The organism is Paraburkholderia sp. FT54 (assembly GCF_031585635.1).
Lineage (GTDB): Bacteria > Pseudomonadota > Gammaproteobacteria > Burkholderiales > Burkholderiaceae > Paraburkholderia.
The window spans coordinates 2838603-2859338 of the sequence record NZ_CP134196.1 but is presented as its reverse complement, the minus strand read 5'-3'; the positions used below and the strand labels follow the sequence as shown (position 1 = coordinate 2859338).

Annotated in this window: 17 protein-coding genes and 2 pseudogenes; 12 read left to right on the top strand and 7 right to left on the bottom strand. The window is 62.4% G+C overall.

The genetic code is table 11. From position 1 onward, the window contains the following. Positions 1 to 8: 8 nt before the first annotated feature. The 3 genes and pseudogenes from RI103_RS32400 to RI103_RS32390 all read right to left on the bottom strand — a co-directional run bounded on the left by RI103_RS32400 (position 9) and on the right by RI103_RS32390 (position 2044). Positions 9 to 1361: an aminotransferase class V-fold PLP-dependent enzyme gene (locus tag RI103_RS32400; protein WP_310816820.1), complete on the bottom strand. Its 1353-nt coding sequence runs from the start codon at positions 1359 to 1361 to the stop codon at positions 9 to 11. A gap of 58 nt (positions 1362 to 1419) precedes the next feature. Then, positions 1420 to 1551 (bottom strand): annotated as a pseudogene (locus tag RI103_RS32395) (transcriptional regulator); the annotation flags it as partial. Between the two features lie 58 nt (positions 1552 to 1609). Then, positions 1610 to 2044: a PaaI family thioesterase gene (locus RI103_RS32390; RefSeq protein WP_310816818.1), complete on the bottom strand. Its 435-nt coding sequence runs from the start codon at positions 2042 to 2044 to the stop codon at positions 1610 to 1612. A gap of 269 nt (positions 2045 to 2313) precedes the next feature. Between RI103_RS32390 and RI103_RS32385 the strand changes: the two genes are divergently transcribed. Further along, positions 2314 to 3936 carry a methyl-accepting chemotaxis protein gene (locus RI103_RS32385; protein WP_310818630.1) on the top strand — a complete coding sequence of 541 codons (1623 nt, stop codon included), beginning with the start codon at positions 2314 to 2316 and terminating at the stop codon, positions 3934 to 3936. 112 nt (positions 3937 to 4048) lie between these two features. Here RI103_RS32385 and RI103_RS32380 read toward each other — a convergent pair whose 3' ends face one another. Further along, complete coding sequence (locus tag RI103_RS32380; protein WP_007178724.1) at positions 4049 to 4252, bottom strand: cold-shock protein; 204 nt, start codon at positions 4250 to 4252, stop codon at positions 4049 to 4051. Between the two features lie 218 nt (positions 4253 to 4470). On the opposite strand from RI103_RS32380, the gene RI103_RS32375 reads away from it, so the two are divergent. Next, entirely contained in the window at positions 4471 to 4746 is a 276-nt protein-coding gene (locus RI103_RS32375) for a hypothetical protein (protein ID WP_310816816.1), read from the top strand. Between the two features lie 57 nt (positions 4747 to 4803). On the opposite strand, the gene RI103_RS32370 is transcribed toward RI103_RS32375, so the two are convergent. Continuing rightward, entirely contained in the window at positions 4804 to 5913 is a 1110-nt protein-coding gene (locus RI103_RS32370) for an AGE family epimerase/isomerase (RefSeq protein WP_310816814.1), read from the bottom strand. Positions 5914 to 6182: 269 nt separating this feature from the next. Here RI103_RS32370 and RI103_RS32365 point away from each other — a divergent pair, with 269 nt between their 5' ends. The 9 genes and pseudogenes from RI103_RS32365 to RI103_RS32325 all read left to right on the top strand — a co-directional run. Further along, positions 6183 to 6869 carry an MgtC/SapB family protein gene (locus RI103_RS32365; protein ID WP_310816812.1) on the top strand — a complete coding sequence of 229 codons (687 nt, stop codon included), beginning with the start codon at positions 6183 to 6185 and terminating at the stop codon, positions 6867 to 6869. A gap of 132 nt (positions 6870 to 7001) precedes the next feature. Further along, positions 7002 to 8330, top strand: coding sequence for a hypothetical protein (locus RI103_RS32360; protein ID WP_310816811.1), 1329 nt, complete (start codon positions 7002 to 7004; stop codon positions 8328 to 8330). 736 nt (positions 8331 to 9066) lie between these two features. Beyond that, positions 9067 to 9225, top strand: coding sequence for a hypothetical protein (locus RI103_RS32355; protein ID WP_310816809.1), 159 nt, complete (start codon positions 9067 to 9069; stop codon positions 9223 to 9225). A 439-nt stretch (positions 9226 to 9664) separates the two neighbouring features. After that, positions 9665 to 9964, top strand: a complete 300-nt coding sequence (locus RI103_RS32350; protein ID WP_310816808.1) for a hypothetical protein — start codon at positions 9665 to 9667, stop codon at positions 9962 to 9964. Between the two features lie 153 nt (positions 9965 to 10117). Then, entirely contained in the window at positions 10118 to 11032 is a 915-nt protein-coding gene (locus RI103_RS32345; protein WP_310816806.1) for a 3-hydroxyacyl-CoA dehydrogenase family protein, read from the top strand. 475 nt (positions 11033 to 11507) lie between these two features. Further along, complete coding sequence (locus RI103_RS32340; RefSeq protein WP_310816804.1) at positions 11508 to 14270, top strand: T6SS effector BTH_I2691 family protein; 2763 nt, start codon at positions 11508 to 11510, stop codon at positions 14268 to 14270. Between the two features lie 2 nt (positions 14271 to 14272). Then, positions 14273 to 15283: a DUF6708 domain-containing protein gene (locus RI103_RS32335; protein ID WP_310816803.1), complete on the top strand. Its 1011-nt coding sequence runs from the start codon at positions 14273 to 14275 to the stop codon at positions 15281 to 15283. Positions 15284 to 15379: 96 nt separating this feature from the next. Then, the gene (locus tag RI103_RS32330; protein WP_310816802.1) at positions 15380 to 15991 is read left to right on the top strand and encodes a flavin reductase family protein; all 612 of its coding nucleotides are present in this window, start codon (positions 15380 to 15382) and stop codon (positions 15989 to 15991) included. Positions 15992 to 15998: 7 nt separating this feature from the next. Continuing rightward, positions 15999 to 16118, top strand: a pseudogene (locus RI103_RS32325) (cupin); the annotation flags it as partial. Positions 16119 to 16211: 93 nt separating this feature from the next. On the opposite strand, the gene RI103_RS32320 reads toward RI103_RS32325, so the two are convergent. After that, positions 16212 to 17675 (bottom strand): polyhydroxyalkanoate depolymerase, encoded by a 1464-nt coding sequence (locus tag RI103_RS32320; RefSeq protein WP_310816801.1) that lies wholly within the window; start codon positions 17673 to 17675, stop codon positions 16212 to 16214. 220 nt (positions 17676 to 17895) lie between these two features. Between RI103_RS32320 and RI103_RS32315 the strand changes: the two genes are divergently transcribed. After that, on the top strand, positions 17896 to 18549 hold the full coding sequence (locus RI103_RS32315; RefSeq protein ID WP_310816800.1) for a glutathione S-transferase family protein: 654 nt from the start codon (positions 17896 to 17898) through the stop codon (positions 18547 to 18549). A gap of 80 nt (positions 18550 to 18629) precedes the next feature. Here the strand turns inward: RI103_RS32315 and RI103_RS32310 are convergent, their stop codons facing one another. Continuing rightward, the gene (locus RI103_RS32310; protein ID WP_310816798.1) at positions 18630 to 20603 is read right to left on the bottom strand and encodes a Cache 3/Cache 2 fusion domain-containing protein; all 1974 of its coding nucleotides are present in this window, start codon (positions 20601 to 20603) and stop codon (positions 18630 to 18632) included. Positions 20604 to 20736 lie beyond the last annotated feature (133 nt).

The following is a 20736-nucleotide window of genomic DNA, read 5'->3' as shown; positions in this document are numbered from 1 at the left end:
TCGGGCGCTCAGTCGCGCTGTTCGGCGAGCAATCGCGTAAGCAGCGCCACTAACTGATCGACATGTGAGTCTTCAGTGCGCCAAGACGACACGCTGATGCGAAACGCGGGCCGGCCTTGCCAGACCGTCTGGCCGAACCACGTTTCGCCCGAAGCCTGCGCTGCTTCGCGAATCGCGACCGTCTGCGCGTCAGTCTTTGCGCGCACCAGCACCTGGTTCAGCACGACACGGTTCAGCACCTCGAACCCCGCGGCACGCAGACCTTCAGCGATTCGTGCAGCCTGCGCGCAATGCCGGTCGACCATCTCCTGCACGCCGCTGCGCCCGAGCGAGCGCAACGCCGCCCAGATCGGAATGCCACGCGCGCGACGCGAGAACTCGAGGTTCACGTTCTTCTGAGCATCATGCGCGCCCGTCAGATAGACCGCGTCGCTGTTCATCGCCGCCGAGAGCGCTGGCGCGTCGCGGCAGATCGCCATGGCGCCGTCATAGGGTGTGTTGAGCCACTTGTGGCCGTCGGTGGTCCAACTGTCTGCGCCGTCGATGCCATCGGTGAGCGCCCGATTCGACGACGCGCGCGCCCATAGACCGAACGCGCCATCCACGTGAACCCATGCGCCGGCCGCCTTGGCGCGGGGAATCAGCTCCGCGAACGGATCAAATTCGCCGGTGTTCACTTCGCCGGCCTGCACGCAGAAGATCGTCATGTCGTCGAGCGGCGGCAACCGCGCGGGGTCGATGCGGCCGTGTGCATCCACGGGCGCGATGATCACGCGCTTCATGCCGAAGCCGAGCACGCGCAGCGCCTTCTTCACCGTGATGTGCGCCATCTCGGAGATCACGACGCGCATCGGCGGCGCGCCATCGAGGCCGTCGTTGTCGAAATCCCAACCCTTGCGCGCGAGCAGCGCGCGCCGTGCGGCCGCGATGCAAACGAGTATGCACGCCGTGGCGCTGGTGCCGAAGCCGATCGCCGCTTCGCGTGGCAGATCGAGCGCGTCGAGCACCCAGCGCGCGGCGACCTTCTCGAGCGTGGCCGCGACCGGCGAGTTGTCGAAGGTCGATGCGCACTGGTCCCACGCGCCCATCAGACGTTCGGCCGCCGCAGCGGCCGGCAGCACCGCGCCAATCACGAAGCCGTAATAGCGCGGATCGTTCGACGCGACAGTGCCAGGCGTTCCGTGTTCGTCGAGCAGGCGCAGCACGTCGGCGGGGGCATGTCCGTGCTGCGGGAAGGCTTCGTCGAAGGCCGCGAGTTGCGCGAGCGCGGCCGCGTCCGGAAACACCCGGCGCTTGCCGATGCCGGCAAGGTAGGCGTGCGCGCGCTGGTCGGCGTCGGCGGCAAGTGCAAGTTCGTCCATGTGTTTCCCTGAAGTATCGATAACGTGACGGCGCGGTCGCCTGAAAAAGATCGCGCGCCTAGAGATTGGCCAGGTCGCGGCCGAGCTTCTGCAACTCGGCGTCGATGCGCTTGTAGTAGGTAAATTTGCCGATCCGTTGCGCACGCACGAGACCCGCATCGGCGAGGATGCGCATGTGACGCGTGACGAAACGTGGACAAGCGCCTTCACGGCGGCGCCATGTGTTTTAGCCTGGCGGTGCGGTGGCGTCAGCTCGCGTGCTCGTGCTCGCCGCTCTCGCTGATCCGGTTGACCGTGCCTTGCGCGACGGCAATCAGCTTTTCGCGGTTGCCTTCCATCACATACACGTTGCATTGGCAGGTCGCCTGATGCTGGCCGGCGTAGACGACCTTCGCGCGCGCGATCAGCGTGCCGTTGATGGCCGGGCGCAGGTAATTGATCTTGTATTCCCCGGTCACGACCTTCGGTCCGAGCAGCAGCGCGCCGGCGAACGTCAGCGCATTGTCGGCGAGATAGCTGATGACGCCGCCATGCACGAAGCCGTGCTGCTGCCGCAGCTCGTCGCGAATCGGCAGGCTCAGTGTGAGTTCGCTGGTGCCCGTATGCATCAACTCTGCGCCCAACAGCATGCTGAACGGCTGGGCATGCAGTGCGCCGCGCGCCCGGTCGAGGAGGTCGGTCATTGTGATTCCTTCGGGCGTGGCCCGTGATGGCAATCTGCACTGGCCTGCGTCGTGCAGTCCCTACCCACTCTAGGAAGCGCGCACGTACCGCGTCAAGGTGAATCGGTAATTTGCGCCGTGCATTGTTGCGCGAAATGATTGAAATGATGAAGTTGGCCGAGGAAAAGGGGACGTAAGACGATCTTTCGCGAAATTGACCTCAAGCGCGGCGCGCTTATGCCGTTAACCCTGACGTAGTTCCCGTCATTCTTTGTCTTCAGGTATTCATGATGTTCAGCAAGATCAAGGTCGCATCCGGCCTGTTGTGTGTTCTGGCCGCGTTCTGCGTTTTCCAGCTTGTCACGGTGGGTTTGGGATTCTGGTCGCTCACGCGTACCCATGACGATGTGGGCGATCTGTCGAACATCGCTTTGAAGCAGGTGGACGCCGTCAACGAAACGACCCAGCATTTGATGGACGCGCGCATCAACCTCTCGCGGGCCGGTACGCGCATGGTGCGCGGCGGTTCGGAGCCGACCGATATCGTGCAGCACGCCCGCGAACAGTTGGAGGCCGCTGACCAGTCGTTCGCGGCCTTCTTGAGCGCGCCGAAGACCAGCGACGAAAACGGCGCTCGCGCCGCCGCGCTCGCCGAGCGCCACAAGAAGCTGCACGACGCGCTCGCGGAACTGGTGCAGTTTCTCGATTCGAACAACATTCAGGCCTTCCTCGATCAGCCGACGCAGTCGTTCCAGGACGCGTATCTCGGCGAGTCGCGTAACTTCGTGCAGTTCGGCAATACCGCGAGCCGTGCGTCGCTCGATTCGATCGATACGCGCATGGCGACCTTCCGCGCGGTCAGCGTCGTGATCCTGCTGGCGCTGGTGGCCGGCACGTTCGCCGTGTACGCGGCACTGCGCCGCGGCGTGGTGGCGCCGCTGGAAGAAGCGGGCCGTCACTTCGACCGTATCGCGCAAGGCCGTCTCGACCAGCCGATCGCCGCGCGCGGCACCAACGAAATTGGCCGCCTGTTCTCGGGTCTCGCGAAAATGCAGGCGAGCGTGGCGCGCACCGTGCAAACCGTGCGCGAATCCGCCGACTCGATTCACCTGGGCGCCGACGAAATCGCGACCGGCAACGCCGATCTGTCGGCTCGCACCGAAAACCAGGCGGCATCGCTCGAAGAGACCGCGTCGAGCATGGAGGAACTGACGGCGACCGTGCGCCAGAACGCCGAGCATGCCCGCGAAGCCAACGCGCTCGCCGAGACCGCGCTCGAAGCGACCTCGCGCGGCAGCGAAGTGGTCAACGAGGTGGTCGACAAGATGCGCGGCATCGCGCAGAGCTCGGACAAGATCGCCGAGATCATTTCGGTGATCGACGGCATTGCGTTCCAGACCAATATTCTCGCGCTCAACGCGGCCGTCGAAGCGGCGCGCGCGGGCGAGCAGGGGCGCGGCTTCGCCGTGGTGGCGGGCGAGGTGCGCGGCCTTGCGCAGCGCAGCGCGCAATCGGCGAAGGAAATCAAGACCTTGATCAGCGAATCGGTCGCCGAGATTCGGGGCGGTTCGACGCTGGTCGAGCACGCCGGCGCAGCGATGAGCAACGTGTCCGCTTCGATTTCGCGTGTCACGCAGATGATGGCGGAGATCAGCGCGTCGTCGCTCGAGCAGAGCACGGGCATCGAGCAGGTCAACCAGGCGGTGGTGCAGATGGATGAGATGACGCAGCAGAACGCGGCGCTCGTCGAACAGGCCGCGGCAGCGGCGGCTTCGCTGCATCAACAGACGCAGCAATTGAAACAAGCCGTTTCCGTGTTCGAAATTTCGGAATCTGTGTTGCGCACGCAACAAATCGACGACGCTCGCGGGCCGGCGGCCGATTTTGCGTTGTCCGGCATGCACACAATTTAAACCGCGTGCGCGCTTAAAAAGAAAGCATCAGACAAAGAAAATGGCCCGCCGAAGCGGGCCATTTTGCATTAGACGCAAGCGCCTAAGGGTGCCTCAACGTACCTGACGGTACTTAGGCCGGCTGGATGTTCGCAGCTTGCTTGCCCTTCGGGCCTTGCTTAACTTCAAACGTCACTTTCTGGTTTTCCTGCAGGGACTTGAAGCCGCTGCCTTGAACTTCCGAAAAGTGCGCGAACAGGTCTTCGCCGCCGTCGTCCGGCGTGATGAAGCCAAAGCCCTTTGCATCGTTAAACCACTTCACAGTACCTGTTGCCATTTTTAATCCAGTAAATGTTGTGTGTTGCATTCGCGACCGCTATTTCTCAACACGAGATCGAGCGCGAAGTAGGAGTTGTATCACGTCTTTATGACGGACGCCAATCAACCAGCATCCGGGTATTCCCCCGTTCCGGCCTTTTCGAGGCCTGGAAAGCAATTGGGAGGCTGGTCCTGCAGGTAGGGTAAACTGCTTGCATTACCCTTCCAGGAAAAACATTGACACATTATTTGCAGGAAGAACTTACCTCGTTCTGGAGTCGTTTGACCCCCTATCTGGCGATATTGGAGTCTAAATCACCTCAAGAAGGCGCCCCGGACCCAGTCGGCCGAATCACGGTCGATACCGAAGACCGCCAGGCTTTCGCCCTTCACACCACCGATCAGAAGCCGCACGGCGACACATCGGACACCCCCACGGGGCAGAGCGCAACTTATATGCGTTTCAAATCTGCCGACAGCGGTTGGAGCCCCTGGCAGCGCGAAGAGTATTGATCGACCGGTTGGTCGGCTTTTGTGTCCGTGCTGCCGTCGTGAGATCGCGGCCGGCGTTCAGGCCGGCAACGCCTCGTAGGCGGTCGCGAGATGATACGGCGTGGTCGACGGCATGTCGGCGCGCGCCACTTCACCCGCCGGCGTCTTGCATTCGAACCACCCCTGTGGACGCAGAAAGCGTTGCTGGAACAGTTCGATTTGCCGCGGCAAAGCGGCGCGCGCCGCCGGGTCGCCGTGGCTCGCCAGCGCCCGCAGATATTCGGTTTGGGCCCAGATCCGCTGGGTCGCGTCCTTGATCCGGCCGGTTTCGTCGAGCGACGCGCACACGCCGCCGGTTTCACGGTCCACGCCATGTTGCTGCGCGAAGCTGAACGCACGCGGCATGGCTTCGGCGAGACCCGAGCCTTCGAACAACGCGCCCGCCTGCCTGACCAGCCAGAACCACTCGAACTGGTGGCCGGGTTCCAGGCGGTTATCGTCCGTGCCGATCGGCAACTCCGCGATGCAGCCCGTGGGTGCATGCACGAAGCGCTGCGCGACTGCGCCGGCGAGGCGCCGCAACGCCGCTTCGAAAGCGTTGTCGTGTGTGGCTTCGCGAGCGGCCAGCCAGGCTTCCGTCAGGTGCATCAAAGGATTCTGGATCGGCGTGCTTGTCACGGCGGCGAAGTCCGCCGTCAACGCGGCGTTGAACAGATCGTCTTCAGCGGCGAAGTTCGACTGGATCAGCGCGGACGTGCGATGCACGATTTCCAGCGCGTCGCGTTTTCCCGAGCGCCGGCCATACTCCGCGCACGCAAACACCACGAACGCGTGCGTGTACAGGTCCTTCGTGCTGTCGAGCGGTGCGCCTTGCGAATCCACGCTGTAGAACCATCCACCGTGGCGCGTGTCCTGAAAGGTATGCGTCAACGCGTCGAACAGCACCTGCGCATGGGCCGCGTCGCCTGCTTGTGAGAACACGAATAGTTGTCGCGCGCACGCCATGGCGCGGTAGCGCTCGGCGGGCAGCGGCTGATGATCCTCGGCGCTAACCGCTTCGTAGGGCAGCTTCAGCGCGGCGTTGAAACCCGGGCCGCGCCAGATCGGCAGCACCACGCCTGTGAAGTGATCGCGCAGGTTGGTTGCGAGTGCGTTAGTGGAAGCGGCGGGAGGGTTCATGCTCTGCATAGTCAATAGGTCAAACACGATATGTCGAAGCGAAACGACCGTGGACCTGGTTCGTAGTGTCATTCTCGAGGCGGCGCAATTGCCGGCAAACCTGCTGGCGAGGCTGGATGCTACCCGCTTTGCAAAGAAGCTACCCAGAACCGGCGCAGCGGCCCGCCGTGCAACCTGCCTGGCGGCGTGCGGCCTAGCATAAAGCAAACGGGGCACGCTGGCACTGCGGCGCCCGTGCGGAAAGTACTTCAAATAATTTCCGATAAGGAGGAAAAACAATGCTCGGGAACCTCGAACTCATCGCCCGTCTGATGCTGGCCGCGGCGCTCGGCAGCGTCATCGGCTTCGAGCGGGAACGGCTTTCGTGGGCTGCGGGGTTACGGACGCACATGCTGGTGTGCGTCGGTTCGGCGCTCATCATGATCGTCTCGGCCTACGGTTTCGCCGAAGTGCTCACCGGCGACCACGTCGTGCTCGATCCTTCGCGGATGGCCGCACAGGTGGTGTCGGGCATCGGCTTTCTCGGCGCGGGCTCGATCCTGCTGCGCGGCGAGATTGTGCGCGGGCTGACGACGGCGGCGAGCCTCTGGTCGGTCGCCGCCATCGGTCTTGCGGTCGGCGGCGGACTGTACACGGCGTCGATTGTGGCGACCATCATCATTCTGATTATTCTGGCCGGCATCAAGCCGCTCGAGCGCCGCTTCATCACGGTCAAGCAACGGCGCCAACTGACGATGATCGTCGAGCGCGGCGCCATGACGTTCCACTCGCTGCACGACGAACTCGGCGCCGCGAGCCCACGCGTCAAACAGTTCGTGATGCAGCAAAGCGAGGACGCGCCCGAATGCGATGAAGTGATGATCACCTTGCATCGCGTGTCGAATACGGAATACGAGGCGATCTGCGGACGCTTGCGTCAGCTGCACGGTGTCAAACAGTTCCGGCAGGATGATGCGGCTTCGTAAAAACGGAAAATCCTCGCCGAATGGCTTCGGCGGGCGCGGGCGGCCATGCGACAATGCGATCTCGAAAAATTCCAACGGCATTGACGAGCGGTGCTCCGCGCCCGCTTTCCGGCGACGGCCGCTTTTTTCTCTATGGCAGATTCCGTAGCATCCACGCAGTCCCGGCCTCAGCGCGCCGCTTCGAAAAAGCGTCGCCAGGCCACCGTCCCGACCGAAACTGAAAACAAGCTGGCGCGCGCTGCGCGCTCGGCACAACGCCTCGCGCAACTGAGCGACGCCTCCCGCGACGACAGCACGCTCGACCTGTTCCCCGACGATCCCACCCGCGCCACGCTGGAAGCGATGAATATCGACATCCGGCAAGGCACGCTGCATGGCTTCGAATTACCCGATGTGGTGCTGGCCGCGGTCGGTGCGATCGATGCCGGCGACAACGCGTCGACGGACGCGCGGTCTGCGCGCCGCGCGCCCCGTGCTGCGAAGTTCAACGACGACCCGGTGCCGGTCAACGCGCAGTTGAGCGGACTCGAAATGGAGCCGTTGGCGGCGACGGCTTCGCCGGCCGGCGAACCAGTGGCTCTGGACGACGCAAAACCGGCGGCCGCGTCTGCCGAAGAGAAATCGGCGCCGCAGGCGCGCGATGCAACGGCACCGCTTACGCCCGCCATGGCGGCAGCGACCGTGGCGCGCAGCGTGACCGCGCTGCGCCAGGCGTCCGAGCTGGAGGCGACGACCGACGCGGCGGCTGCATCGGTCGCTGGCGGTGTCAGGACGCCGCAACGCTTCGCCGCGACGTTTGCCAAGGCGGCGTCGGCGTCGGCGTCGCAGGAAGCGGCTGCGGCCGGCGCCGTGAGGACATTGGATGAAGCTGCATCGTTGGAATCGGGCGCTGCGGCTGCCGAGTCGAAGCCGGGCGCGGAGGCATCGATGAATTCATCGGCGTCCGCACAGGCCAACGCCGCGCTGGCGACGCCCTGGCGCGAAGCCCGACGCGCCGAAGCCGGTGCGGCCGCGCAGCGCGCCGCGCCGGAACTCGATCGTGCCCGGGCAACCGCCTTCGCCGATACAGTCGACGCGCTCTATGGCGTGATCGCGGATCAGCGCCGCGCCGCGACCGACCATTCGCGACGTATGAAATGGATGCTGTCGATCGTAGTGGGCGCGTTGCTGGTGACAGTCGCGATCGGCATCACGCAAACCGTGCTGTTGATGCGCCTCACGCGTGAGACCACCGCGCAGCAGCACCGCATCGAACAGATGATGCAGAACCAGCAGGCGGCGATGGCCAGTTTGCTCGACACGCACATGGCGATGGCGAATGCAGCCATCGCCAATGCCGCTTCCGACGCGGCCGCGGCAGCGCCGGCCGCGCCTCAGCGAGCGGCCGCCACGCCGGCGCATGCCAGGCGTGCCGCGCCAACCCGGCACGCGCATAAGCCGAAAGCAGTCACCTCGCACTGACAGTCAGTGAGCGCCGCGCCGGCGACAAGCCGGCCGCGGCGATCGACTCGCCCGTCGCCGACCGCCCCTCGCTGACCGCCTACTGGCCCACTGGCCCACTGGCCCACTGGCCCACTGGCCGACGGGCCGACGGGCCGACGGGCCGCCGCCGACCGTCGCCACCGGCAGCCAACCGCCAACCGGCCGTTCTCCCGCTGCCCCTTTCTTGCCGGATAGGCGCCGTAAGGCACCGCCCGTTTCCGCCGCGTCCCGACGCAAACCCGGCGTCTCGAACTCTCAAAGTTGTTGCGAAGCTGGACGGGATACGCCAGCGAATCTTCTAACATGAGCCACCCTACCGACTAGCGAGCACAAATATTCCATCGAGGAATTTTTGGGCACCCTTTGCGCGATCAGGGCGTCCACGAGGCACACTCGGCTGTGCGCATCGAGTTTTCAGCGCCCGGCGCCGTCGATGCCCCGGAGGTCAACCCGCGCAGGAGCACGGCGATCCCCAAGCCCGGTGTGCAGCAGAAAAAGCCGGTGCCGACCACGCCCCGCTGAGTCGGACTTTTTTTGACCCTGAAATTAAAAAAACGGGGACGTTGTCATGTCGCAACGCAACATACGAAAAAACCTTGCGACACCGCACCGCACCGAAAAATTGCTGCATTGCACTAGCTTTTGCCTAGGGAAAACCCTATACTTCTTCTTAAGGGAAAACCCTAGCAAATGCAGTAACTAACCGGGAGTCGCCATGAGCTTCATTTTTGCATTGTTCCAAAAGGTCAGCGACCTCTTTGCGTCGCCCCATCTGCCGCTGGATACGGACTACTCGTACGAAGCGCGTAGCCGCGAAGCACAACGCGTGCGCAGAGCACAAGCTACGTTGTTCGGCGTCCAGCTGAGCGACTAAAAGCAAAGTCGTACTGGCCCTGAGCGCGGACCATCGCGCAGGGGCGCGCACTTCGGGTGCGCATCACATTATTGAAGCCACAGTTCGCGAAACGCGTCCCGTGGCTTTTTGTTTTTCGGGCGGTTTGCCGCCGTTTGGGTGCCGTGCCCAATATTTCCCGGGCGAAATGAATGTAACGGAGCCTGTAACACGTCCGCGGGCCGCGCGTGGGTCAAGTTACCGCATATCGCTTTGTACACGGGCCGTGACAGGCAAAAGGCGCTCGGATCATCCGTCCCTATCTGTGAAATGTACGCTTACAAGTCCTCACGTCTTCACGCGGTTTGCGCCGCTAAAGTTGTTCTCAAGCGTACGTCGTCTGGTTCGAGTCTGACATTGCAGATCCAGGTCGATCGAGCACGGACGCTGGCTTGATACAAAACTCTGATGGGAGGTCACTATGAAAACGTTGAACAAGACATCGCGTTCGATTATCGCAACCTTGCTGGCGGGCGGCGCGTTGCTCGCAGCCGGCAGCGCATTGGCTCAGGAACGCGTGGTCGTCGAGAACGGTCCGGGGCCGGCAGTCTACGGTCAGCCGCACATGATGCCGGTGGGCGTGTCGATCAATATCGGCTGGCACGGCGATCGTTACTATGACGGCCATCGCTACTGGGCTCACGACGACTGGATGCGTCACCATCCGCACGACTACGATCCGCACCACCGCGACGACCATCGCCCGCCGCAGCGCTATTAATTCGCGCGTGACGGCGCCGCACGACGCGGCGTCGGCATGAAGTCCACAAAGCCGGTCCTTCCCCGCGGAAGACCGGCTTTGTCACGCTCGGACTTGCGAATCGGCGCGCTGCGCTATCCTTGAACGCTTTATCGACGGCAGCAGGAGAGCGGCTTGAACAAGGCAGTAATAGGCGTGGTGGGCACGGGATTGATGGGCGTCGGCATCGCGACGCAAAGCGCATTGCATGGACACAGGACGATCGTTCACGACGTCGATTCGGCGCGTCTCGCGAGCGTCGCGCCGAAAGCGGAAGCGGTGCTCGACGAATTGATCGACGCCGGGCGCATCGACCACGCCGCCAAACAGGCGGCGCTGGCGCGCATCGAAACGCATGCGGAACTCGACATAATGGCGTCGGCGCGCTTCGTGATCGAGGCGATTCCCGAGGTGCTCGAATTGAAGCATCGTCTGTATGCGGCGCTGACCCAGTTGCTGGCCGGCGACGCGATTCTCGCGAGCAACACCAGCGGTTTTCCTCCTGATCAATTGGTCGCTCCGTTGCGCGCGAAAGAGCGTTTTGTGATCGCGCATTTCTGGAATCCGCCGCACATGATTCCGCTCGTCGAAGTCGTGCCGGGCACGGCGACCGCGCCGGAAGTGACGCAGCAGACCGCAGCGCTGATGAGCGCGATCGGCATGGAGCCCGTTGTGCTGGCGAAGGCGATTCCGGGTTTCGTCGGCAACCGGCTGCAGTTCGCGGTGCTGCGGGAGGCGTTGAATATCGTTCGCTCGGGCGCGGCGACGCCGGACGTGGTCGATCGGGTGATGAAGGCGTCGCTGGGTCGACGCTGGGGGATCGTCGGGCCGCTCGAGGGCGCGGACATGGGCGGGCTCGACACGTTCCTCGATATCGCCTCTCATCTGATGCCGGAACTGGCCAAGGATGAAGACGTGCTGGATCTATTGCGCGAGCAGGTCGACGCAGCGCGTGTCGGCGTGCGTAGCGGTGCGGGCTTCTATGATTGGGACGATGCGCATCTGGCGCAGGTGAAGGAAGGGCGCAAGCGCGTGATTAGTCGCGGTTAGTGAAGGCGGCTGATTCGTGCAAATGGGCGAGGCTTCATGTACAACGTCTTGCGCGATCCAAGCCGCATCGATTCACTTAAATTCATCATTTTCTCCTCGCACGTTCAGACATCTCTGACTAAACAAGACCGAGTTCCTGCATCAGTATTCGAGCAGAGCGTGTCGATGTTGGACCAGTAAGAAGCGAGGCCCGCACAGCCGCAGTGCAGTGGGGCAGACGCTTTTTCTTGCCGAGTCCGACGTGCACGGTGACCGAGGTCGAAGATCCCCACTGTCTGACGGGGCGACAGGATCCATTGTTTGTCGTCCTGCATACGGCCAGTTGTCAGCGCCACATTCATCCTGCTCGCCTGAACCGCTTGCATTGCTTTGGCGATGTAGCAATGTCGTTGGTGACAACGTGCTTTGACGTCGACGGCATCCGGATTCGCCGCATAGCGGACTTTCTCAACACTTGCAAGCTGGCCAATAGTTCATGAATGCCGCCACGTCTTCAACGCCTCCGAGAGTCTGCCCGGTTTGCAATAAACAAGGCTTGCCCATTCTTCCCACGCGTTATGCCATCGCGCGATCCGACAAAGGCAACGCGCCAACTATTTCGCCCCCGTTCGGCGCCAACGTCACGTCAATCGAATTGCCTGTCAACGCCGCGCACTACACGCTGCGCCTGCTGCGCCCCGGCTACCTCTATGTGTTCGATGAACGGCGCTGCGAATGGGCCGGGTATGTCGTCAACGGACAGAGCTACCTATACTCATTCGATATTCATGCCGAAGTGCCACCCATTGTCGAAAACCTGGAGTTCGGCAGTGCTTGTAAGGCCAGGAACGATCCCTACCTCGCTCGTTGCATCGCGGTCAAGGAGGCTGCGCACGCAACCAGGGTATGGCTCGGTTTCAGCGATGTGATGTGGACACCGGCCGTTCTCAAGAAACATGCTTCGTTGGCGTATCGCAACGCGCATATGCAATGCATCGACATCGCGGCTTGGCGAAGCGGCACGATGCAGCCGCATGTGGCGACATTCGATGCATTGAAGCAGGTGGCCGAGTTCGCAGCGGACGGCGCGGCGCTTCAGAGAGAGACGCGCGACGCTGTCCAGAATTTCGTGCCACCGCCTTACCGTCGGCCTGAAGACCTCATTAGAACGGATGCCGCTAGCAAGAAAGCCTTGAGCATGCTTTCACCCATGGCGCAGCAACTGCTGGCCAGCTCGATCGGCAAGGCTCCAACGAGCGGCCCGGTGGCAGCCGCGGCATGGGCATTTTCGCCATTCCGGTTTTGGCTTGCACACAATGAAACACATGCGTTCACGGAGTGGGGAGCCAACGCCGCCAAACCGTGGCGTCCCGCGCTGGTGGGTCTGTTCGACCCGGCCGGTATCGCGATGGAACTGAACGGTCTGGCAATCCAACGCGGTATTGAATTTACGGACGACAAACAGCGCAAGTGGACCTACGAGACCGCCCTGACCATTGACGCACTACGAGAAGCAGTGAAGAACGGCGCGCTCAAGGAAGAAGTGGCAAATAGAACGCTGTCAGCCGAGATTGGCGACGCCCGTCAAATCGCGTTGGTGGGCTATCCAACGCAGCACGATTTTGACGCCCACCAAGACAGACTCGCCAACGCAGGCAATCTCAATGACGACGAGCACACCGCGGTCGAACGAAAAGGCTGGAAGAAGTATGCCGACGAATTCGATGAACCGGGCCAGCTCAAATATGTGTCGACCACCTATCTCTCCGAACTCCGGACTTTCACAGACGCAACGCTGGCGCCACTGGATATACCTTATCTGGCCTGGCTCAAAAGTCAGGCTTTGCAGAGCTATCTGACGCATAACTACGATTCCCACCAAATTGATAGTGGCGAGGCCTATACACACCTCGTCACCGCGTTGATACACGACGCCAGTGGCCGAACTGCCGTTCTCGATTATCTGAGCCAATGCGTCCAGCAGGATCCGCGTCATCCGGATGCGTGGGTGATGCGTGCATTGGCGCTGAATCACGAACCACTGATTGCCGCTTGGACAGACCAGGCACTCGAGAAAGCGACAGCGAAAGACTCTATCTGGAAAGACCTGGCGGAGAAATTTCACGATAAGTTCAAGGACGTGATCATCGAAGGCGCCAGGAGCAACCTCAAAAAGCCATACCTGGACGCCGTTGCGCGTTGCGTCTATCAGTTCAGTGGCGCTGCGATCAGCAACCTGAGCATGGCGTTCGATCGTGTGCTCGCAATCGGCGGCAGCAAGGCTCTTCCCTCCACCTGGCTGATGGCCGTTCTCGGCGCTGTAGCACGGGAGGGCAATGCTGATCTGATCCTGGTGGATTTGCGCGGGCAATGGAGTCGCAAGGACGCTGCGCGCAGCCTGGCCGGCATGCTGGCCAGGCTCTCCGGTGGTGGTGCACAGATGTATCGCAGCGGTGTGCGTGCGGCATTAGACAAGCTGGCTGGCACGGCAAACGAACTGCATCCCTATCACGGTGTGATGCTGGTGGACAAGGCCAAGGCACAGAAGCTGATGGGGCTATCAGGAGCAGCGCGTCAAGCGGCTCTGGCCGACCTGCTTACGCCCGCACAGTTCGACGAGATCATGCAGGACAGCGTTGGCAAGCTGGGCAATATGGAGGTCAAATCAGGCGTCGTGCAGATGGTGCTCTCGGCGATCACCTTGCGTAGTGCGTTCAAGGAGATGATGAAGGCCGACTCCGGGCAGGTACTCGGCAAGACAGTTAACTTTGCCGCTGGGCTGGTGGGGCTGCTCGGCGGGATCGGGCAAACAACGGGCTCGTTACTGGAAAAAACGGCGTGGGGCACGGCTAGGACCGCGCGGCAGCTCAAGTTTATGGCGATTGAAATGGAGACGCGGGCTGGGTGGTTTACCGGCGTGGGGAAGTTAATGGGCGTGGTGGGTGGGGTGGTGGCTGGGGTGTTGGCGATTATTGATGGCATTCAGACGAGGCATAAGCACCCAGTCTTGGGTTACTTAAATGTAGTGCTCGGCGGCATATCAGTGTTGGCCGCCTTTCTGCTGCTGGGCGCGTCGACTGCTGGTATTGGCCTGCTGGTGGGAGTGGCGATTGGGGCCATCATGGTCGTTGTTGCGTGGCTGACGCCGAACGCGCTACAGGACTGGTTGAGTCAGTCGCTGACCTTTGGCAAGAGCAAGCGTTACGAAGGCCCGGTAGCGCAGGCCTTCGCACTACAAACATTGGCGCAAGGGGAGTAACCGTGTTCACCGGCTGGATGCAACCATTCTCCCTGGATCGGGCCTTGACGCCGCAGGAGCGGGCTGAAAGCTTGCCACGTGAGGCGCAGACGAATATAGAAGCAGGCCAGCATGTTGGCCTGATTCGCATCAACTCTGAATATATTGACTGGATTGACCGCCGCTTCCGCTTTCGCGGCATGCTCAACACGTCTCTTGTAACCATGGGGTGCTTGTTCTTCGTGGGGATGGCGTTACTGCTAGCTTGGATAGCGCTGAGTTCCATAACGAAAGAAGGTTCGTACTGGTGGCTCGGTATGTTGGTCTCGGTGTTCTTTCTGGGAGGAGCCTACCTCCTCTACTACCTCATACTTCGCCTGGAATATTTCAGCTACACCCACTACCCAATCCGCTTTAACCGCCTGACCCGGATGGTCCATGTGTTCCGTCACAACGGACCGGGCGGTGTACTGACGGTGCCGTGGGAATCGGTGTTTTTCCATATCGGTCGAGGCACCGATATGAAATTCCTTCGTGATATCCGCGGCGAAGTGCTGAATGGCGATACCGTGGTGGACACGTTCGCGCTGGGCCACGCAGCGGAAAGCGAACCGCCGGTACGAGAGATGTGGGAGTTCGTCAGGCGTTATATGGATCAGGGCCCGGATGCAGTAGCGGACAGTCCGTTCGCAAAATACGTTGCCCTGTCGGTCACGCCCACGCTGAAGAACTGCATGCTCTTTGCGGTGAGCTTCACGAACGCCACCACGCCGTTCAAACGTGTGCTGCTGGCGCCGTTTATCGCGCTGTTCACGGCCACGCGCTGGGTGGTGTTTCACACCTGCAAGCAGCCGGTGTTCCCCGCCGACGTCGAAGCGACCTGTGAGGTCGCGGCAGACGATCCGCACGTCTGGCCGATCCCTGCTTCCACGGGACAGTTCGCTGCCGACATTCCCGGGGTGCTGGAATATGCAGAAGCCAAGGCAAAGCGCCGTTGGGACGCAGAGCGGGCACGCGAGCATTCGTTGCGATAACGTCACGAGAAGCCTCGCAACCTACACATGCCCAGCAGCCCGCGACGCTCTGCGGTATAAATGCCGTCTCGCCCATCCACGAGGCCCCAAAACTTCATGCCCCACTACTTCTACGACCCCGCGACCGGCCATGGCCTCCCGCACGATCCGTTCAAAGCCATCGTCGCCCCGCGTCTGATCGGCTGGATTTCCTCGCGCGACACTGCGGGCACACTGAACCTCGCGCCCTACAGTTTCTTCGGCGCATTCGCCACCTTCCCGGCGATCATTGGTTTCTGCAGCGAAGGCCGCAAAGACAGCGTCGCCAACATCGAAGCCACTGGCGAATTCGTCTGGAATCTGGCCACCAAACCACTCGCCGAGCAGATGAACCGCTCATCGGCGCCAGTTCCGCCGCATGTCGACGAATTCGAACTCGCGGGGCTCACGCCCGCCCCGGGCCGCAACGTGGCCGTGCCGCACGTCGCTGAATCGCCGGCTGCGCTCGAGTGCAAGCTGCTGCAAGTGGTGCGTCTGCATAGCCTCGACGGCACGCCGATGGACAACTATCTGTCGCTCGGCCAGGTGGTCGGCGTCCATATCAACGAGGCCTATCTGAAAGACGGCCTGTTCGACACCCACGCCGCGCAGCCGATCATGCGCGCCGGTTACCGCGCCGACTACGCGGAAATCGGCGATATGTTCCAGATGTTCCGTCCAACCGCCTGAACGCCACGACTACTCGGAAGACATGGAGTACATCGAAATCGTCTCGCCAGCGGATTTCAAATCGATCGAAGTAGAAGGGCCGTGCGCAGTGCCGACAGTGACGCCTTGGAAGACTGTCGCGGTCTAGCGAAAGCGGAAAGCGGCCGCTTGCTTTGGAAGCACGAGCGCAAGCGCTACCTAAGTTAAGCAAGCAGCCGCGCCGCTCGCTCGAACAATAAACTCATTGAGTCGCTGGTGGCCGCCTGCGGGGTGCACGCGACGCCTGCGGCTTGATGGCAGCCGTTGAACCCGCACTCGCAGTGGCGCTGGATCCATCTGCTCCGTCCGTCGCCGCTGCATCCATTTCCACATCGACCACCGCCGTCGCAGCCGGCGCCGCCGCCGTGACCTCGGCAGCCGTAGCGGCAGGCATCGGCTGGATCGTGCGCGCCCGCGAACTCACCAGCACCGCACGCGGTTCGTTGTCGTAGATCACGGCGCGCACGCGCGGATAAATGTGCCGCTCCCAGCGGTGTCCATTGAACACGCCGTAATGTCCAACACCGGTCTGCACGTGATGCGTCTTCAGGTACGGCCGCAGCTTGTCGCACATGTCCTGCGCGGCGAGTGTCTGCCCGACTGCGCAGATATCGTCCTTCTCGCCTTCCACAGTGAGCAACGCCGTGCGGCGAATCTTCGACGGTTCGACAAGACGCCCTTGCACTTCGAGCGCATGCAACGGCAATGCATGACGCTGAAAAATCGTATCGACCGTTTCCAGATAAAAGTCAGCCGTCAGGTCCATCGTCGCGAAGTATTCTTCATAGAACGTGCGAATCGTGTCGGCCTTCGCCGGATCGCCTTTGGCGCGCTCGTAATGCATCGTCTCGAACGAGTCGAGATGACGGTTGAGGTTCATTGCCATGAACGCGGTCAGCTGCATGAAGCCTGGATAGACGCGCCGGTGCGCGCCGGCAAAACCGAACGGCACCGCGCTGATCAGATTCCGCTCGAACCACTCGAGCGGTTTGCTTTTGGCGAGTTCGTTGACGCGCGTCGGGTTGATGCGGGTATCGAGCGGCCCGGCCATCAGCGTCATGCTTGCAGGCTGCGCGGGATGATCGTCGGCGGCCATGAGTGCGACCGCGGCCAGCGCGGCGACGGTCGGCTGGCACACGGCCAGCAGATGCGCGCCGGGCCCGATCGTTTCGGTGAAGTCGATCACGTGCTGCACGAATTCGTCGAAGCCGAAGCGGCCCTGGCTCAAGGGCACATCGCGCGGGTTATGCCAGTCGGTGACGTAGACGTCGTGTTCGGCCAGCATGGTGCGCACGGTCCCGCGCAGCAGCGTCGCGAAGTGGCCGGACATCGGCGCGATCACCAGCACGCGAGGTTGCGGCGCCGACGGCTGGGTCTCCTTACGAAAATGCAACAGTGAACAGAACGGCGTGTGCGCCGCCACTTCCTCGACGACCGTCACGGACTTGCCTTCCGATATCACGCTGTCGATCTCGAACGGCGGCCGCACGGGCGTGAGTCCGGCCAGCGTCAACAGCTCGCAGCCCGCGCGGATCGAGCGTCCATGCGACGTCTCGCCGAACGCGGGCCACGCGTCGAGCGAATGATTCACCAGCGCAGCGCCGTGCCGCATCGGCAGCATCATGTCGGCGAAAGCCTGATATGTAGGATATGCGAACAGGTTCATAACCTTCGCACGAATGCTGAAATGGAAAGGAGCCCAAATAAAGGCAAGTCATGTGCCAAGCTCGCATACGTGCTGGTGCGACCGTGCCCCCACGTTGGCATAGCATTTGCGCGAGTCGGGACAACGGGCCGAAATTGCCGCGCTTTGGTGCGCGCGCGCACGGCAACGTGCACGCATGGCGTCAGGCGTCGACCGAACGCCTCATCTGGAGGAGAATCGTATGGCGAATACCACGCTTACCATCAGCAGCAAGAATTATTCGTCGTGGTCGTTGCGCGGCTGGCTGCTGACCAGGTTCAGCGGTTTGCCTTTCGAAGAGATCGTCATGCCGATCGATGACCCCGCGGCACGCGCTGAACTTCTGCTGCTCTCGCCGTCCATCCTGGTGCCGTGCCTCGTTCACGACGGCATCAAGATCTGGGACACGCTGGCGATTGCGGAATACCTGAACGAACTGAAACCGGACGCGAAACTGCTGCCGGAAGATATTCGCGCCCGCGCGCATTGCCGCTCGATCTGCGGCGAGATGCACTCGGGTTTCGCCTCGCTGCGCTCGGCTCTGCCGATGAACCTCAAAGCGCACTTCCCGGGCTTCAAGGTGTGGGCGCGGGCTCAGTCGGATATCGACCGCATCGTGACGATCTGGGGCGATTGTCTGAAGCAGTACGGCGGGCCGTTTCTGTTCGGCGAGCGCACCGCGGCGGACGCGATGTACGCGCCCGTGGTGACGCGTTTCGTGACCTACGACGTCAAACTCGATCCGGAGATCGTCGAATACGGACAGCGGATCATGGCGCTGCCCGAGATGCAGGAGTGGATCGCCGACGCGCAGCAGGAAGTGGAAGAGATCGACGAACTGGACGTCGAGTTCTGAAGAAGTCGAATGGCCATGCTGCCGCAACCGCGAGCGGCGCGCGCTGCACTAAACAGCACAGCGCCGTGAGGAACTGCGCGTCAATCGCGCCCGCTTTCCAGTTTGAACACGCTGACCACTTGCGCGAGACGCGCGGCCTGATCGCGCAACCCGGCCGCCGCGAGTTCGGCTTCGCCGACAATCGTCGCGTTCTGCTGCGTGGCTTCGCCGATCTGCGTGACCGCAAGATTCACCTGCTCGATGCCGCCCGATTGCTCGCGCGACGCGACGCTGATCTCGCCCATGATCGCGCGCACCTGGCCGACCTGTTGAACGATGCCCTGCATCGTCGAGCTGGCTTCTTCGGCGATCTGGAAACCACTTTGCACGGTCGCCGTGGATGTCGCGATCAGACTCTCGATCTCCTTCACCGAAGCCGCGCTACGTTGCGCCAGCGCGCGCACTTCGGAAGCCACGACCGCGAAGCCCTTGCCGTGCTCGCCCGCTCGCGCGGCTTCCACTGCCGCGTTCAGCGCAAGGATATTGGTCTGGAACGCGATGCCTTCAATCACGCTCGTGATCTCGGCGATCTTCTGCGATGAACGGCTGATCTCGCCCATCGTCGACACCACGCGTTCGACAGCGCGGCCCCCTTCGAGCGCGGCATCGGCGGCACGCGTGACGAGCGTATTGGCCTGCGCGGCGTGGTCGGCGTTCTGCTGCACGGTCGAGGTGATCTCTTCCATGCTGGCCGCCGTTTCCTCCAGGCTGCTCGCCTGCGTAGCGATTCGCGCGGCGATATTGCCGCTGCCGGTGGCGATTTTCTCTGTGCCGTGTGACATATCCGTCGACGCATTGCGCACTTGCGAAACGATGCGCGCGAGACCTTCGCCGATGCCGTCGATCGACTGCATCAGGCGGCCGATTTCATCGGCGCGTGCGCTTGCGCCATTCGCCACGCGCACGCTCAGATCGCCCGAGGCGAAGCGTTCGGATGCCTTGGCGGCTTCGTCGAGCGGGCGGCTCACGAGGCGTCGCACTGCGAACAGGAACACGACCGCGAATACACCGACGAGGGCGAAGCCGAGCAGCAAATATTCGTTGCGAGTGGTGATGACGTCGGCCATCACTTCGTCGCGTGGCGCGACGCCGCCCACCAGCCATTGCCATTCCGGCACGGTAACGAACGACACGAACTTGTCGCGCGCGCCGCGTTCGCCGAGCGTGGTATCGGCTGAGCTGTATTCGAGCTGGCCTTCCTTCATGTCGAGCATTTGCTGATACGGCGCATTGGCGTTGTCGGCGCTCTGGCCGGCGGCTGCCGGATGCACGATCAGCTTGCCGCGACTGCCGCCGTTCGACGCGTCGACGACGAAGTAATAACCGCTGTCGCCGATCTTCAGATTGCGAATGCCGTCCTGGACCGACTGAACTTCCTTGTCCACATTCACGCCGACAAACAGCGCGCCGATCACGCGGCCGCTTGCGTCCGTGATCGGCCGGTACTGCGTGATCAAACGTTTGCCGAAGAGCGCGGCGAGTCCCGTGTAAGGTTGGTTCGCGAGGAGCAGCGCGTAGGCGGGCGCCTTGCGATCGAGCAGCGTGCCGATGGCGCGCGAGCCGTCCTGTTTCTTGAGCGAAGTCGTGACGCGGACGAAGTCGTCGCCGCTGCGCGCGAACACGGTGGCCACCGCGCCGCTGCGTTCGAGAAACAGATCGGGGATGGAAAAGTCCATGTTCAGAACTTTGTCGCCGGCCTTGAGGGTCGGCGTGGCGACGCCGCCGATGTCGACCTTCTGCGTTTCGTCGAGCGTGTAGCCGGTGGGCAGGAAGCTCGCGAACAGCGACATCGAGCGGTCGACCTCGTTCGACAAGGCCTTGTCGAACAGCTTGATCATCGCGGCGATGGAGCGGTCCTTATCGGCGATGCGTTCCAGCACCTGGTCACTGATCTGCTTGCCGGCGGTGCGGGTGAGCGCCCACGTAAACGCGGCGAAAATCAACGTCACCAGCACGCACGAAAGAATCGCGAGCCGCGCGCCGACGCTGGCGCGGCGCAAAGAGAGAAATTGCATGGACGTTCGCAGAGTAGAGGAGGACAAGCGGTGCGTGAGCCATGCGTAGGCATGCCCGGCATCGATGGCTTGTTTACGGCCGCGGCGCCCGCTTTCTTTAGAATTTTGAAAGCGCTTCGTAATTGGCGCTGCT

What these genes read in the sequence shown, in the direction of transcription:
- RI103_RS32400 (WP_310816820.1), bottom strand. Translation starts at nt 1,361, where the DNA reads ATGGACGAACTTGCACTTGCCGCCGACGCCGACCAGCGCGCGCACGCC.
- RI103_RS32390 (WP_310816818.1), bottom strand. Translation starts at nt 2,044, where the DNA reads ATGACCGACCTCCTCGACCGGGCGCGCGGCGCACTGCATGCCCAGCCG.
- RI103_RS32385 (WP_310818630.1), top strand. Translation starts at nt 2,314, where the DNA reads ATGTTCAGCAAGATCAAGGTCGCATCCGGCCTGTTGTGTGTTCTGGCC.
- RI103_RS32380 (WP_007178724.1), bottom strand. Translation starts at nt 4,252, where the DNA reads ATGGCAACAGGTACTGTGAAGTGGTTTAACGATGCAAAGGGCTTTGGC.
- RI103_RS32370 (WP_310816814.1), bottom strand. Translation starts at nt 5,913, where the DNA reads ATGCAGAGCATGAACCCTCCCGCCGCTTCCACTAACGCACTCGCAACC.
- RI103_RS32365 (WP_310816812.1), top strand. Translation starts at nt 6,183, where the DNA reads ATGCTCGGGAACCTCGAACTCATCGCCCGTCTGATGCTGGCCGCGGCG.
- RI103_RS32360 (WP_310816811.1), top strand. Translation starts at nt 7,002, where the DNA reads ATGGCAGATTCCGTAGCATCCACGCAGTCCCGGCCTCAGCGCGCCGCT.
- RI103_RS32355 (WP_310816809.1), top strand. Translation starts at nt 9,067, where the DNA reads ATGAGCTTCATTTTTGCATTGTTCCAAAAGGTCAGCGACCTCTTTGCG.
- RI103_RS32350 (WP_310816808.1), top strand. Translation starts at nt 9,665, where the DNA reads ATGAAAACGTTGAACAAGACATCGCGTTCGATTATCGCAACCTTGCTG.
- RI103_RS32340 (WP_310816804.1), top strand. Translation starts at nt 11,508, where the DNA reads ATGAATGCCGCCACGTCTTCAACGCCTCCGAGAGTCTGCCCGGTTTGC.
- RI103_RS32330 (WP_310816802.1), top strand. Translation starts at nt 15,380, where the DNA reads ATGCCCCACTACTTCTACGACCCCGCGACCGGCCATGGCCTCCCGCAC.
- RI103_RS32320 (WP_310816801.1), bottom strand. Translation starts at nt 17,675, where the DNA reads ATGAACCTGTTCGCATATCCTACATATCAGGCTTTCGCCGACATGATG.
- RI103_RS32315 (WP_310816800.1), top strand. Translation starts at nt 17,896, where the DNA reads ATGGCGAATACCACGCTTACCATCAGCAGCAAGAATTATTCGTCGTGG.
- RI103_RS32310 (WP_310816798.1), bottom strand. Translation starts at nt 20,603, where the DNA reads ATGCAATTTCTCTCTTTGCGCCGCGCCAGCGTCGGCGCGCGGCTCGCG.